Source organism: Nonomuraea sp. NPDC004186 (genome assembly GCF_053603495.1).
Window position 1 is genome coordinate 83,391 of sequence record NZ_JBSGFQ010000019.1, and the last position, 13,537, is coordinate 96,927.

The window sequence follows — 13,537 nt, forward strand, 5'->3', positions numbered from 1 at the left end:
TCGTGCCGTTGGGTTGGTCGGCTGGTGGTGGGGGTCGCGTCGGTGGGCCGGTTGAGTGGTGCGGGTGGCGCCGTGGGGTTGGTCGGGTGGTGGTGCTGTCGGATCCGGTCGGGTGGTGGTGCAGGTCGTGCCGTTGGGTTGGTCGGCTGGTGGTGGGGGTCGCGTCGGTGGGCCGGTTGAGTGGTGCGGGTGGCGCCGTGGGGTTGGTCGGGTGGTGGTGTGGGTCGGGCTGTCAGGCCTGGTCGGGTGGCGATCGGGGTCGTGGTGTCGGGTTCGGTCGATTGGCGGTGCGGGTCGTGCCGTTGGGGGTGGTCAGCTGGCGATGCGGGTTGTGCTTGCTTGTTCGTGGAATGTTCGGCGGTAGGTGGTGGGGGAGACCCCGACGATTCGGGCGAAGTGTGTTCGTAGGCTGGCCGGTCCGCCGAATCCGCAGCTGTCGGCGATCCATCCGATCGGCCGGTCGCTGGTCTCCAGGAACTGCTGGGCCCGGCGTACCCGCTGCTGCAGCAGCCAGCGCAGCGGCGACATCCCGAGCGCTTCGGCGAATCGGCGTTCGACGGTGCGCACGCTGACATTGGCCTGGGCGGCCAGGTCGGCGATGGAGAGCGGCAGATGCAGTTGCTCGGTGGCCCAGTCCAGCAGGGCGGCCAGCCAGTCGTCGCGGACCACCGGCGAGGCGGGACGGTGGTACTGGGCCTGCCCGCCGTCCCGGTGCGGCGGGGTGACCAGGCGGCGGGCCAGTTCGGCGGCCACCGCGGCACCATGGTCGACCCGTACGACATGCAGGCAGGCGTCGATCCCGGCCACCGTTCCCGCGGAGGTGATCACGTTGGCGTCCTCCACGTAAAGCACGGACGGGTCGACCCGGACGGCAGGGTAGCGGCGGCTCAGCTCCTCCGCGTGCAGCCAGTGGGTGGTGGCCCGGCGACCGTCGAGCACCCCGGCGGCGGCCAGGACGAAGGCGCCGGAACAGATGGACAGGATCCGGATCCCGCGCCGGTACGCCTCCCGGACGACGTCCACCAACTCGGCCGGTGGGTCGTCGTGCACATTCGTACAGGCCGGGATGACGAGGGTGTCCGTCGAGTCCAGATCCCACCCACCGCTCACCGGGGCGAGGGTGAATCCCGGGCTCAGCTGCACCGGCGCGTCACCGACCGGGACCGCCGAGAACTGGTACCACGGATCGGCCAGGTGCGGCCGGTCGACGCCGAAGACCTGACACGGGACGGCTGCTTCGAAGATCGGCATGTCGTCGGTGACGGCCATGACGACGCGATGGGCGCGCATGTCGCGAATCTAGCGCACGTTGACGTACGCGACGGTGGCTCTCGGCGGCACCGTTCAGCAAGATCGGAGGGAGCCTGAACAGCTGAAGGAGACCTGATGACGGAGATCGACGGCCGGCCCGGTCGCGGGAGCGCGAAGCCGGTGGTGGCGGTGTTCGGCGCCTACGGGCACACCGCCCGGTTCGTGACGGCGGAGCTGCTGGAGCGCGGTTGGACGCCGGTGCTGTCCGGGCGGGACGCGGTGAAGCTGGAGGCGGCCGCCGCCGCCCACCCCGGCGTGGAGTGGCGGATCGCCTCGGTCGACGACCCGGCCTCGCTCGACCGCGCGATCGCCGGCACGGCAGCGGTGATCAACTGTGCCGGGCCGTTCGGCGACACCGCGCCGCCGCTGATCGAGGCCGCGTTGCGCGCCGGGATCCACTACCTGGACGTCACCGGCGAGACCCTGGTCGCGATGAACACTTTCGACACCTACCGGGATGACCCGCGGGTGAAGGAGGCGGGCATCGTGGTGGCGCCGGTGATGGCGTTCTACGGTGCGCTGGGCGACCTGCTCGCGACCGTCGCCATGGGTGACTGGCCGGCGGCCGACGACATCTCGATCGCGGTGGCCCTGGACAGCTGGCACCCGACCCGGGGCACCGTGCTGGCCGGCCGGCGCCGGGCCGGGCGGCGGGTGGTCTTCTCGGACCACCATCTGAAGGTCGTCGCGGGCGACGAGCCGCCGCCGAAGGGGACGTGGACGTTCGCCGAACCGTTCGGGACCCAGGACGTCGTAGGGCAGTTCTCCAACGCCGACGTGGTCACCGTCTCCCGTCACCTGGACACCCCGCGGATCGACGCCTTCCTGAACGTCGCCCCGCTGAAGGACCTCGGCGACCCGGAGACCAAGGGACCGCAGGCGGCCGACGCCGACGGGCGATCGGCCCAGGTCTTCCTGGTCGAGGTCGTCGTCCGGCGGGGGGACGAGCGGCGGCGGGTGGCGGCGCGCGGCCGTGACATTTACGCCATCACCGCGCCGATCGTGGTGGAGGCCGCCGAGCGGATCCTGACCGGCCGCGGCCGGTCCACCGGGGTCGTCACCGCGGGGGAGCTCTTCGACGCCGAGGACTTCCTGCGGTCCCTCCCGCTGGACGAACTGTCACTGGGTGAACTGCCGCTGGGCGATGGGTGAAAACGGCCGCGAGCAGGGGGATCCGGGTTCGTGTGTCGGCTTCGGGATCGGCCCCCTCACGGTAACGAGCAGGGGATCCGGCTTCGGGATCGGGCCGCTCGCGGTGATGAGCGGGGGATTCGGCTTCGGGGTCGGGCCGGTCATGGTGATGGGCGGGGGATTCGGTTTCGGGGTCGGGCCGGTCATGGTGATGGGCGGGGGATTCGGTTTCGGGGTCGGGCCGGTCATGGTGATGAGCGGGGGGATCCGGGGTTGTGTGTCGGCTTCGACGCCGGGCCGCTCACGGTCGTGAGCGGGAGGTCCAGGCCGGACGTCCGAGCCCGCTCATCTCCCGCCGGTTCGGCGCCGTACGGGAGGTGGGTCTCATCGCGATCCTCTGCGACGACGTGATCATCTAACACCGACGGCACACGGACCTGTCGCCCCCTGTTCAGCCCCAAGCGTCCAGCCATGCGGCGGCTCAGTACAGCCAGCGGTGGGAGCGGACCACGGCAACCGCGTCGCGGTCGGCCGCCCAGGCGGCGTCGGAGACGCGTACCGCCCGGAAGGCGTCGGCCAGCTCCTCGCCCAGCGCGGAACGGATGCGCTCGTTGGTCAGCAGCGCGCCGAGCTGCTCCTCGACGGTGGTGGGCAGCCGGCGGATGCCGCGTTCGGCCCGCCGCTCGTCGGTCCAGGTGCCGGGGTCCTCCTGCACCGGGTCCGGGGGCGTGAGGCCGTCCTCGATGCCGGCGAGGCCCGCGGCGATCACGGTGGCGAGCGAGAGGTAGGGGTTGGCCGAGGCGTCCGACGGCTTGAGCTCGACGTTGGCGTGCGCGGCGCCGAGCAGGGGAGTGGCCGGTACGAGCCGCAGCGCCGCCTCCCGGTTCTCCACGCCCCAGAACGTGTACGCGCCGGACCAGTAACCGGGCCGCAGCCGTTGCAGCGAGGACAGGCTGGGCGCGGTGACGGCCACGATGGCGGGCAGGTCGCGGAGCAGGCCGGCCAGGTAGGCGCCGCCCTCGGCGGTCATGCCTGCGGGCCCGTTGCCGCCGGACAGCAGGTTCGTCCCGGCGCGGTACAGCGAGGTGTGCAGATGCCAGCCGTTGCCCACCTGCCCGAGGGTGACCAACGGGGCGAAGCTCGCCCGCAGGCCGTGCGCGCGGGCGGCCGCGTGAACGGTCTGCCGGGCCAGCAGTTGCCGGTCGGCGGCGGTGACCGGGTCGGCGGGGGCGATGTTGAACTCGAACTGCCCCGGGCCGTACTCGCCGTGGAGCTGGCCGACGGGCACGCCGTTGCGGTCGAGGTCGCGCAGCAGTTGCTCGGCGAAGGCGTCGACGGCCAGCATCTTGGCCGGCCCGTAGGAAGGCCCCTCGTAGATGGGGCGTACGTCGTCGCCGTCGCCCCCGTCCGCCCGGCTGAGGTGGAACTCCATCTCGTAGCCGGCCAGGAAGTCCAGCCCGAGAGCCGCGGCCCGGGCGACTTGGCGCTCCAGCACGCCGCGCTGGTCGTACGGCCACGCCGAACCATCGGCCGCGACCTGCCGGCCCGGCACCCACGCGAACCCGGGCTGACCGGCGAGCCGGACCAGCCGGTCGGCGACCGGCATCAGCCGGATGTCGCCCGAGGGAGTGCCCAGCGGGGGATGCCCGAAGGTGATGCCGTCGTGGGAGTCGAACACCGCGAACAGCGGCGTGACACCCACTCCCCGCTCGACCGCCGCGCCGAACTGACCGACGGGCACCGTGCGCGACCGGGGGATCCCGTTGTTGTCGGCCCAGACGATCGTGACTCCGACGACACCCGCCTCGGCCAGATCGAGGTCGTCCGCGCTCGCCCGCGACGTGCCGGCGGCTATCTGGTCGAGCATCGACATCCCCTTACGATCGGCCCATCACGTCCGCGGTCGGCCACCTTGCCATGCAACCGCCGGACGTGCCCCGATTCGGGGCATAATGCCTGGTCACAGCGTGAACGCCGCGCCGTTCGATGCGCCGGTCACTATATAGACCGCGGGCCCGCATCCGACGGCGCCACGCCCAAGGCGAGGCCGTCGTACGCCGGCTGCGCGGGCGCTCTCTTGCGCATTCGCCTGATCGGCGGCTGCGGTGGCTGAAGGCGACGACTCGCCGAGGCGTTGACACGGGGGCCGCCTCGCGCGATGCCGCGTCGGTGGTGACGGTGAGTGTGGTGTGTGTCGGTGGTGATAATGAGCACCGATGCGGGGTCATCGGTCAAGGCCGGCCCTCACCCCAGGGTGCGGACGAGGTGCTCGGCGAGCGCGACGACCGGCAGGTTCGTGGTGGCCCGCGGGATGACCGGCATGATCGAGGCGTCGACGACCCACAGGTTGTCGCTGCCGTGCACCCGCCCGGCGCCGTCCACGACGGCGCCCTCCGCCGGATCGGCGCCGATCGCGCAGGTGCCCACCGGGTGCCAGTAATGGGCGGCGGAAGCGCGCAGTGAAGCCTCGCCGGCTCGCGGGTCCGCGCTGAACTCGTCCAGTGGCGCCCCGAGCAGGGGCGCCAGCGCCGAGGAGGCGGCCATGCTCCGGCACAGCTCGATGCCGTCGCGCAGCACCGCCAGGTCGCCGCCGTCCGCCAGGTAGGCGTGCTCGATGACGGGCCTGGAGCCGGGGTCGGGGGAGGAGAGCCGGAGGGTGCCCCGGGAGCGCGGGGTGAGGCAGGCGGCGGGGAGCACGCAGGCCCAGCCGTCGGTGGTGCGGGTGGTCCACGGGAGGAGGTGCAGGTCGTACGGGGCATGGCCGCCTGTCGAGCGGGCCTTGCCGATGACCTGCTCGTCCGGCACCGGCCGTAGCCGCTCGTACGCGGTGAGCCGGCGCGCCAGCTCGTCGCTCGCCGCGAAGCGCAGCTCCAGGGTCGGGTGGTCGTGCAGGTTGCGACCGACGCCGGGGAGATCGAGGCACGGTCGCACGCCGAGGGCGCGCAGCTCGCCGGCCGGGCCGACCCCGCTGCGCAGCAGCACCTCGGGGCTGCCGTAGGCGCCGCCGCAGAGCACGAATCTGTCGGCCTCGACGACCAGCCGCTCCCGTCCCCGCAGGACATGGGCGCGAAGGACGGCCGAGCCGCGGAACTCCAGCCGGTCGACCAGCGCCCGGTCGACGATGCGCAGGCGGCCGTCGCCCCGAACCGGGTCGAGATACGCGAAGCCGCTGTTCCAGCGCACGCCGCCGGGGTTGTTCACGGGTGAGGGCCCGCAGCCGGCACCGCCGGAGAGGTCGTCCAGATCGTCCGTACGCGGGATCCCACAGTCGACCATGGCGTCCATCGCCGCGGCCTGGAAGGGGGTGAGCTCCTCATCCGTGTAGTGCCTGACGCGCAGCTTGGCCGCGCCTTCCTTCAGCAGACCGGTGAGCGATGCGTCGGTCCAGGAGAGGCCCCATGAGCGGTAGTCGGAAGCATGGCCCACAGTCTGGGAGCAGCCGTTGTGGGAAGAACAGCCGCCGATGACCCGCGCCCGCTCGAAGGCCAGCTCCCGGGTGGAAACAGCACCGGGGCCGCGGTATCCCCAGTCGTGCGTGTCCGGCAGCGTCGAGCTGTCGAGAAGCTCGTGAGGCCACCGTCCCGAGTCAAAGGAGCCGTAGTCGGGTCCGGCCTCGACGACCACTACGGACAGGGACGTGTTCTCGAGCAGGCGCCCGGCGACGACCGCGCCGGCCGTGCCGCCGCCGAGTACCGCGACGTCCGCTCGCACCCGCGGGTCTGAGTCGTTTACCATGAACAAAGTTTAATCGATCGAACGATAAAAGAACTAGAGAGGCAGGTACGGAGCATGGACGTCGCGATCCTCATCTACGAAGGGTTCACCGCCCTGGACGTCACCGGGCCGTTCGAGGTGCTGAGCCGCCTGCCGGAGGCCAAAGTGCGGTTCGTGGCCGCCACACCGGGGATGTGCGCCGCCGACCAGCCCGGCTTCGGCCTCGTGGCCGAGCCGCTGGAGAGCATGGAGCGGCCGGGCGTGGTCGTGGTCTCCGGCGGCAGCACGACCACACGGTTCCTCGACGACGAACCCGTCCTGTCCTGGCTGCGTCAGGCGCACGGGACCACCCTCTGGACGACGTCCGTGTGCACGGGCTCGCTCCTGCTCGGCGCCGCGGGACTGCTGGAGGGCCGCCGGGCCACGACGTTCTGGTACGAGCTGGAGAGCCTGAGCTGTTTCGGCGCCGAGCCGGTGTCCCAGCGCGTGGTCGAGGACGGGAAGATCATCACGGCGGCCGGCGTCTCGTCCGGCATCGACATGGCGCTGGTGGTCTGCGACCGGCTCCAGGGAGCCGCCTACGCGCAGGCGGTGCAGCTGGGGATCGAGTACGACCCCCAGCCGCCGCACGACGCGGGCTCGGTGGCGAAGGCTCCGGCGGAGGTGGTGCGGTTCATGCGCGACAACCTGGAGCGCTCGTACGGCCCCTCATGGGCGCGCAGGACCGCTCAGATCTCCTGAGCCTGCCAGGCGAGGTGGCAGGCCACCCGATGCCCGCCCCGCCGAGCCTCCTCGGGCTCGGCGGTGGCGCACCCGGCCACCGCGACCGGACAGCGCGGATGGAAGCGGCAGCCGGCCGGCAGGCGGAGCGGGCTGGGCGGTTCGCCCACGGCCACGACGGGACGGCGCCGGTCGGCGGAGGGGACCGCGTCGAGGAGCACGCGGGTGTACGGGTGCCCGGGACGTGCGAAGACCTCCGCGGCCGGCCCCTCCTCCACGACGCGCCCCAGATACATCACCGCGACCCGGTCGCACAGCCCTCGCACCACGGCCAGGTCGTGGGAGATGAACAGCACCGCCGGCCCAAGCCGTTCGCGGAGCTCGCCCAGCAGGTTGAGCACGGCGCCTGCCACGGAGGCGTCCAGCGCGGCCACCGCCTCGTCGGCGACCAGCACGTCGGGCTCCGCGGCCAGCGCGCGGGCGATCGCGACGCGCTGCCGCTGACCTCCGGACAGCTCGCGGGGGCGGGCAGGCAGGTGCTCCACGCCCAGCCCGACCATCTCCAGCAGCTCGCGGGTCCGGCGTGCGACCTGATCGGCGGGCCGCTGTCGCAGCGGCTCGGCCAGCGTCTGCGCGACCGTGCGCAGCGGGTCGAGGGAGGCGCCCGGATCCTGGTAGATCATCTGGATGCGGCGGCGCATGTCCGGCGGGCGCCGCCGCGGGACGGGAACGCCGTCGAGCAGCACGCTGCCCGCGGACGGCCGGGCGAGGCCGACGATCGCCCGCCCGAGTGTCGACTTGCCGCAACCGCTCTCGCCGACCAGGCCCAGGATCTCGCCCCGGGCGAGGTCGAGGTCGACCCCGTCCACGGCGTGCACCCGCCTGCGGAACAGCCCGTCCCGTACGGGGTAGGTGACGGTGAGCCGCTCGACTCGTACGCTCATATGCCCTCCTGATGGACGCACGCCGACCGGTGCCGCCCGTCGAGTGCCTGGATCCCGAGGACGACCTCCTGGCAGGCCGGCTCCCGATGGGCGCAGCGCGTCAGGAACCGGCAGGCGGGGGAATAGTCCGCGGGGCCGGGTGGCGCGCCGGGGATCGGCCTGAAGGGACCCGGCGGCCCGTCGAGCGTGGGCACGGCCTCGATCAGCGCCCGGGTGTACGGGTGCCGCGGCCGGTCGAGCACCTCGGACGCCGGGCCGGCTTCGACGATCTGCCCGGCGTACATGACGGCCACCGTGTCGGCCACCTGCCGGACCACCGCCACGTCGTGGCTGACGAGGACCACGCCGAGCCCTCGCTCCCCCCGCGCCGCGTCGAGGAGCCGCAGGATCTCGGCCTGCAGCGTGACGTCCAGCGCCGTGGTCGGCTCGTCGCACAGCAGCACGCCCGGATCCGTGGCGAGGGCCAGCGCGATCGCGACCCGCTGGCGCATGCCGCCGCTGAGCTCGTGCGGATAGGCGCGGGAGCGCAGCTCGGGATCCGGTACGCCGACGGCGGCCAGCAGCTCGACGGCCTGCCGCCGGGCGGCGGCCCGCGAGGCCCCCTGCCGGCGGCGTACGACGTCGGCGACGAAGGCTCCGATCCGCATCGTGGGATCGAGGGAGGCGTGGGAGTCCTGGAACACCATCGCGAGTCCGCTCCCGGCCCGGACTTCACCGGCGGTGCGGACGGCGCCCGGCGGCAGCAGGCCCATCGCGGCGCGCAGGGTGAGCGACTTCCCGCAGCCCGACTCACCGACGATGCCCAGACACTGCCCCGCACCGACCGCGAACGAGACGTCGTCGAGCACCGTCAGCGCCTTCCCCCGGCGGCGGACCGCCACGCGCAGCCCGTCGACCTCCAGCAGCGTCATCCTGCCTCACCCCGCTCGCTCCACCGGTCGCCGAGGGCGGCGACGCTCGATCCGAGGATCACGATGGTCAGCCCTGGGAAGGCAGCCAGCCACCAATGGCTGCGCAGGAACAACTGAGCCTCCGACACCATGGCGCCGAGTTCGGGGGTGCCCGCGGCCACGCCCAGCCCGAAGAACGACAGGACCGCGATGCCCTGGAGCGCCATGCCCATGTCGGTGGCCAGGTAGACCAGCGACTGCCGCAGCGAGTTCGGCAGCACGTGCCTGACCAGGACCGCGACGTGCGACAGGCCGAGCAGGTAGCTCGCGGAGACGAACTCGCGCTCGCGGACGCGGCGCACCTCGGTGCGGATGAGCCGCGCGTACACGACCCAGCCCAGCACGCCGAACGCGACGAGCAGGGACGGGGTTCCAGGGCCGAGCACGAACACGAACGCGATCAGCAGCACGTACACGGGCAGCGCCTGGAAGATGTCGGCCACCCACCGCACCGCCGCGTCCAGCAAGCCGCCGTAATAGCCGGCCACGGCGCCGATCAGCGTCCCGAGCAGCATCGGCAGCCCGGCGGCGAACAGCATCAGCAGCAGGTCGGTACGCAGCGCGAACAGCAGCCGGGACAGCACGTCCCGGCCGAGCGCGTCCGTGCCGAGCAGGTGGGCGGCACCAGGCGGCCGGAGCTGGTCGAGCGTCTGCAGATCCGGATCGGCCGGGGCCAGCAGCGGCGCGAGGACGGCGGCGAGGATCACCAGCGCCAGCACCCCGGCGGCCGGCCGGCGCAGCCAGGCGAACCCGCGCCGGGGATGCGCCACGACGGCGGCCGTCACCAGGTCGTCCTCGGGTCGAGCAGCGCGACCACCAGGTCGGCGAGCAGGTTGATCGCGATGATGGCCGTGCCGAAGATCAGCGTGAGAGCCTGGACCACCGGGAAGTCCCGCTGGCCGGCCGCGTTCACCATCTCGGCGCCCAGGCCGGGCAGTCCGAAGGTCTGCTCGACGACCACCGCCCCGAACAGCAGCGCGGCTGCCTGGACGGCCAGCAGCGTGACGGCGGGCGGCAGGGCGTTGCGCAGCAGGTGCCGCCGGATGAGCGGCCACCCGGACAGCCCCAGGGACCGCGCAGTCGTCACGTGGTCGGCGGCCAGCACCTGGCGCAGGCTCGCGGCGCCGCTGCGGGCCAGGAGCGGCATCGCGGCCAGGCCGATGGTCAGCGAAGGCAGCACCATCGAACGCAGCCGTTCCCCGAAGGTCTCGCCGAAGCCGCCCACGGGCAGCCAGCCTGTCCGCAGCGCCAGCAGCGAGGCCAGCATCAGGCCGATCCAGAACGGCGGGCAGTTGACGAGGACCGTGAGCGAGCGCGCGCAGAGCCTGGCGGCCCTCGATCGCGGGCGGAGCGCCATGAGCAGCGCGGCGGGCGCCGCCAGCGCCGTGCTGACGAGCAGCCCGCCGGCCAGCAGCCAAACCGTCGCGCCGGCGCGATCGGCGACGATGGTGGCGATGGGGGTTCCGGTTCGATTGGACCGGCCGAGATCCCCGTCGGCGAGATTCATCACGTATCTCCAGAACTGCACGAACATCGGCTGATCGAGGCCCGCGTCCCGGCGGACCTGCGCCACCTGCTCGGCGGTCGCCCGCGGCCCCGCGATGACCCGCGCCGGATCCCCGGGCATCAGCTGCTGGAGCAGGACGACGATGAGCAGGAGCGCCGCCAGCACCGGGATCACTTGGATCAACCGACCGGCCACGAAACGCAATCGTCCGGCGGACATGCTCAGCCCACCCACAGCAGGTCGGCGGGATAGAACAGGAAGGGCGTGATCTGGAGGCCCTTGACCTTCGGCGACACGGCGAAGAGCCGGTCGGGGAAGGCCGTCGGGATGTAGGGCAGGTTCTCATGGATCCACGTTTCGGCGGTCCGTACGGCGGCGGCCCGTTCCTGGTCGGTCTGCGCGACCTCCAGCCGGTCGAAGGCGTCGGAGATGGTCTTCATCGGCAGGCCGGAGTAGAGCCCGCCGGTGGCGACGATCAAGCCGAAGATGTCGCCCACGGTCGGCGACACGCTCCCCACCTCGCCCAGGGAGAGGTCGTAGGCGCCCTTCGCCTGCCGGTCGACGAGCACCTGGACCTCCAGTTTCTGCAGGTCGACGTCGACGCCGATGGCGCGTAGCTGTGCGGCCGCGGTCTCGCCGGCGCGAGTGGAGGACGGGGTCGTCGCGTCGACCACCAGCTCGACCCTCGTCCCCGGCCGGTAGGACGACTTCGCCAGCTCGGCCTTCGCCTTCTCGACGCCGGTCTCGTACGTGCAGCCGCAGCCGACGGATCCTTGCACGCCCGGGGGCAGCCCGCCGGTCGCCGGTGCGGCCAGGCCGCCGAAGACCGCCTGCGCGTACCGGTCGCGGTCGATCGCCAGGCCCACGGCGCGCCGGAAGTGGAGGTCGTTTCCCGGCTGCTTGGCGGCGTTGACGAAGATGCCGTGGATCGTGGCCGAGGGGTGCACGAGCACCCGTTCGGCTTCGGGGATCTGGCCGGCCAGGTCCAGCGGGACAGCCTCGATGGCGTCGGCCTGGCGGCTCTGGTAGCGGAGCAGCTGCTGGTTGGGATCCGCGACCACCTCGTAGACGAGGCGGTCCAGTTTCGGCCGCGCGGGGTCGTAGTAGTGGCGATTGCGTTCGAGGACGAGCCGCTGCCCGGGCTGGTACGCGGCCACCACGAACGGTCCGGCGCCGATCGGCTTGGCGAAGAAGTCCTTGCGGCCCATCCCGCCGAAGTCCTTCGGCACGACGACGGCCGAGCCGTTGCTGAGCCAGGTGAGCGTGAAGGTGCTCGCCTTCTTCATCTTGATGACCAGGGTCCGGTCGTCCGGGGTGGCGGTGCCGGTGATGGCGGCGTAGAGCGAGCCCATGGACAGCTCTTTGCGCCACAGTTCGACGGAGAACGCGGCGTCCGCGGACGTCAGGGGCCGCCCGTCGCTGAAGGTCAGCCCCGGGCGCAGCGTGAAGATGATGGTCTTCGCCTTGGCGTCGAGCTTCCACTTCTCGGCCAGGCCGGGCTGGATGGAGGTGCCGTCCGCCGAGGGCCGCACCAGCCCTTCCATCACCTGTGGCAGGGTCTGGAAGGTCGCGAGCTGGATCGCCTTGTCGGGGTCCCAGCCGTCGATGTCGGCGGCCCGCAGGATGGTGAGATTGCCACCGCGCCTCGCCGAGTCGTCAGTGGGAGAGTCGCTCGCCGTGCCGCCCCCGCAGCCCGTGACCGGCAATGCCATCGCGAGCAGGAGGCATGCCGTGGTTTTCATCCGCATCGTGTTCATCACCAGTTCGAACGTTCGATAAATCTTCTGGACGTGCCGCTCCGGTTCCGGGGGGCGTCACGGGAGGTCAGCGCAGGCTGGCCATCACGTGCTTGACGTGCGTGTAGTCCTCGAGGGCGTACATCGACAGGTCCTTGCCGTACCCCGACTGCTTGTATCCGCCGTGCGGCATCTCCGACGCCAGCGGCACGTGGTCGTTGATCCAGACGCAGCCGAACCGCAGTGCCTTCGACATGCGCAGGGCGCGGCCGACATCGCGGGTCCAGACGGAGGAAGCCAGCCCGTACGGTGTGCCGTTGGCCAGCGCGACGGCCTCCTCCTCGGTCTCGAAGCGCTGGACCGTGATGACCGGCCCGAAGATCTCCTTCTGGACCAGCTCGTCGTTCTGGCGCAGCCCCGCGACGACCGTGGGCTCGTAGAAGAAGCCCGGCCGGTCGGCGGCGCGGCCACCGGCGACGACCTCGGCGTGCGCGGGGCGGCGGTCGAGGAAGCCTGCCACCCGCTCGCGCTGGCGCAGGCTGTTGAGCGGGCCCAGCGTGGTGCCGGGGTCGCGGGTGTCGCCCAGCACCAGCTTGCCCGCCTGGTCCGCCAGCCCGGCCACGACGTCGTCGTACAGGCGGGAGGAGGCGAGCACGCGGGTCGCCGCCGTGCAGTCCTGGCCCGCGTTGTAGAAGCCGGCGCCCGCGACCACCTCCAGCGCCGTCTCCAGGTCGGCGTCGTCGAAGATCACGACCGGGGCCTTGCCGCCGAGCTCCAGGTGGACTCGCTTGAGCGTGCGGGCGGCGTGCTCGGCCACCCACTTGCCCGTCTCCACGGAGCCGGTGAGCGAGACCAGCTCGACGTCCGGGTGCTCGACCAGCGCGGCGCCCGGCTCGTTCCCGCCGACGACGACGTTGAGCACCCCCGGCGGCAGCAGGCCGGCCGCCAGCTCGGCGAGCCTGACCGTGGTCACCGGCGTCGTCGGCGCGGGCTTGAGCACGGTCGTGCACCCGGCGGCGAGCGCCGGGCCGATCTTCCACACCGCCATCATCATCGGGTAGTTCCATGGCGTGATCTGCCCGACCACGCCCACGGGCTCCCTGCGGATCATGGAGGTGTAGCCCGCCACGTACTCTCCCGCCGACCGGCCCTCCAGACAGCGGGCGGCGCCGGCGAAGAAGCGCAGGTTGTCGGCCATCGTGCCGATCTCGTCGCTCTTGACCACGTGCAGCGGCTTGCCGGCGTCGGCCGACTCCAGCTCGGCCAGCTCGCCGCCGTGCTCCTCGATCGCGTCCGCCAGCCGCAGCAGCGCGTGCGCCCGCTCGCCCGGCGTCGTGGACGACCAGCGGGGGAAGGCCGCCGTGGCGGCGGCGACCGCCAGCTCGACGTCCTCGGGGCCGGAGCGCGGCGCGGTGGCGATGGTCTCGCCGGTCGCCGGGTCCAGCACGGGCGCCGAGCGCCCCTCCAGCGGCTCGGTGGACTCGCCGTCGATGAAGTTCCGCAGCACGCGGATGTCGGGCATGT

At 72.4% G+C, this 13,537-nt stretch carries 11 protein-coding genes; 2 read left to right on the plus strand and 9 right to left on the minus strand.

Annotation, left to right across the window (positions count from 1 at the left end; all coding sequences use genetic code 11):
• Positions 1-312: 312 nt before the first annotated feature.
• Positions 313-1,290: a GlxA family transcriptional regulator gene (locus ACWEPL_RS18110; RefSeq protein ID WP_452436850.1), complete on the minus strand. Its 978-nt coding sequence runs from the start codon at positions 1,288-1,290 to the stop codon at positions 313-315.
• A gap of 96 nt (positions 1,291-1,386) precedes the next feature.
• Here ACWEPL_RS18110 and ACWEPL_RS18115 point away from each other — a divergent pair, with 96 nt between their 5' ends.
• Positions 1,387-2,463 carry a saccharopine dehydrogenase family protein gene (locus tag ACWEPL_RS18115; protein ID WP_452436851.1) on the plus strand — a complete coding sequence of 359 codons (1,077 nt, stop codon included), beginning with the start codon at positions 1,387-1,389 and terminating at the stop codon, positions 2,461-2,463.
• Positions 2,464-2,923: 460 nt separating this feature from the next.
• Here ACWEPL_RS18115 and ACWEPL_RS18120 read toward each other — a convergent pair whose 3' ends face one another.
• Both ACWEPL_RS18120 and ACWEPL_RS18125 read right to left on the minus strand, forming a co-directional pair.
• Positions 2,924-4,309, minus strand: a complete 1,386-nt coding sequence (locus ACWEPL_RS18120) for a glutamine synthetase family protein (protein WP_452436852.1) — start codon at positions 4,307-4,309, stop codon at positions 2,924-2,926.
• A gap of 377 nt (positions 4,310-4,686) precedes the next feature.
• Positions 4,687-6,177: a GMC family oxidoreductase gene (locus tag ACWEPL_RS18125; RefSeq protein WP_452436853.1), complete on the minus strand. Its 1,491-nt coding sequence runs from the start codon at positions 6,175-6,177 to the stop codon at positions 4,687-4,689.
• 54 nt (positions 6,178-6,231) lie between these two features.
• Between ACWEPL_RS18125 and ACWEPL_RS18130 the strand changes: the two genes are divergently transcribed.
• Entirely contained in the window at positions 6,232-6,897 is a 666-nt protein-coding gene (locus tag ACWEPL_RS18130; protein WP_452436854.1) for a DJ-1/PfpI family protein, read from the plus strand.
• Here ACWEPL_RS18130 and ACWEPL_RS18135 read toward each other — a convergent pair.
• The 6 genes from ACWEPL_RS18135 to ACWEPL_RS18160 form a co-directional block, all read right to left on the minus strand.
• Positions 6,885-7,820 (minus strand): oligopeptide/dipeptide ABC transporter ATP-binding protein, encoded by a 936-nt coding sequence (locus tag ACWEPL_RS18135; RefSeq protein ID WP_452436855.1) that lies wholly within the window; start codon positions 7,818-7,820, stop codon positions 6,885-6,887. The genes ACWEPL_RS18130 and ACWEPL_RS18135 overlap by 13 nt on opposite strands.
• Entirely contained in the window at positions 7,817-8,731 is a 915-nt protein-coding gene (locus ACWEPL_RS18140; protein ID WP_452436856.1) for an ABC transporter ATP-binding protein, read from the minus strand. Before ACWEPL_RS18140 ends, ACWEPL_RS18135 begins: the two co-directional genes overlap by 4 nt.
• Positions 8,728-9,555 carry an ABC transporter permease gene (locus tag ACWEPL_RS18145; RefSeq protein ID WP_452436857.1) on the minus strand — a complete coding sequence of 276 codons (828 nt, stop codon included), beginning with the start codon at positions 9,553-9,555 and terminating at the stop codon, positions 8,728-8,730. The genes ACWEPL_RS18140 and ACWEPL_RS18145 overlap by 4 nt, the downstream gene beginning before the upstream one ends.
• Complete coding sequence (locus ACWEPL_RS18150; RefSeq protein WP_452436858.1) at positions 9,552-10,472, minus strand: ABC transporter permease; 921 nt, start codon at positions 10,470-10,472, stop codon at positions 9,552-9,554. The genes ACWEPL_RS18145 and ACWEPL_RS18150 overlap by 4 nt, the downstream gene beginning before the upstream one ends.
• Before the next feature lie 26 nt (positions 10,473-10,498).
• Positions 10,499-12,019, minus strand: coding sequence for an ABC transporter substrate-binding protein (locus ACWEPL_RS18155; protein ID WP_452436859.1), 1,521 nt, complete (start codon positions 12,017-12,019; stop codon positions 10,499-10,501).
• Between the two features lie 82 nt (positions 12,020-12,101).
• Positions 12,102-13,535: a gamma-aminobutyraldehyde dehydrogenase gene (locus tag ACWEPL_RS18160; protein WP_452436860.1), complete on the minus strand. Its 1,434-nt coding sequence runs from the start codon at positions 13,533-13,535 to the stop codon at positions 12,102-12,104.
• Between the last annotated feature and the right edge of the window lie 2 nt (positions 13,536-13,537).

What these genes read in the sequence shown, in the direction of transcription:
- ACWEPL_RS18110 (WP_452436850.1), bottom strand. Translation starts at nt 1,290, where the DNA reads ATGCGCGCCCATCGCGTCGTCATGGCCGTCACCGACGACATGCCGATC.
- ACWEPL_RS18115 (WP_452436851.1), top strand. Translation starts at nt 1,387, where the DNA reads ATGACGGAGATCGACGGCCGGCCCGGTCGCGGGAGCGCGAAGCCGGTG.
- ACWEPL_RS18120 (WP_452436852.1), bottom strand. Translation starts at nt 4,309, where the DNA reads ATGCTCGACCAGATAGCCGCCGGCACGTCGCGGGCGAGCGCGGACGAC.
- ACWEPL_RS18125 (WP_452436853.1), bottom strand. Translation starts at nt 6,177, where the DNA reads ATGGTAAACGACTCAGACCCGCGGGTGCGAGCGGACGTCGCGGTACTC.
- ACWEPL_RS18130 (WP_452436854.1), top strand. Translation starts at nt 6,232, where the DNA reads ATGGACGTCGCGATCCTCATCTACGAAGGGTTCACCGCCCTGGACGTC.
- ACWEPL_RS18135 (WP_452436855.1), bottom strand. Translation starts at nt 7,820, where the DNA reads ATGAGCGTACGAGTCGAGCGGCTCACCGTCACCTACCCCGTACGGGAC.
- ACWEPL_RS18140 (WP_452436856.1), bottom strand. Translation starts at nt 8,731, where the DNA reads ATGACGCTGCTGGAGGTCGACGGGCTGCGCGTGGCGGTCCGCCGCCGG.
- ACWEPL_RS18155 (WP_452436859.1), bottom strand. Translation starts at nt 12,019, where the DNA reads ATGAAAACCACGGCATGCCTCCTGCTCGCGATGGCATTGCCGGTCACG.
- ACWEPL_RS18160 (WP_452436860.1), bottom strand. Translation starts at nt 13,535, where the DNA reads ATGCCCGACATCCGCGTGCTGCGGAACTTCATCGACGGCGAGTCCACC.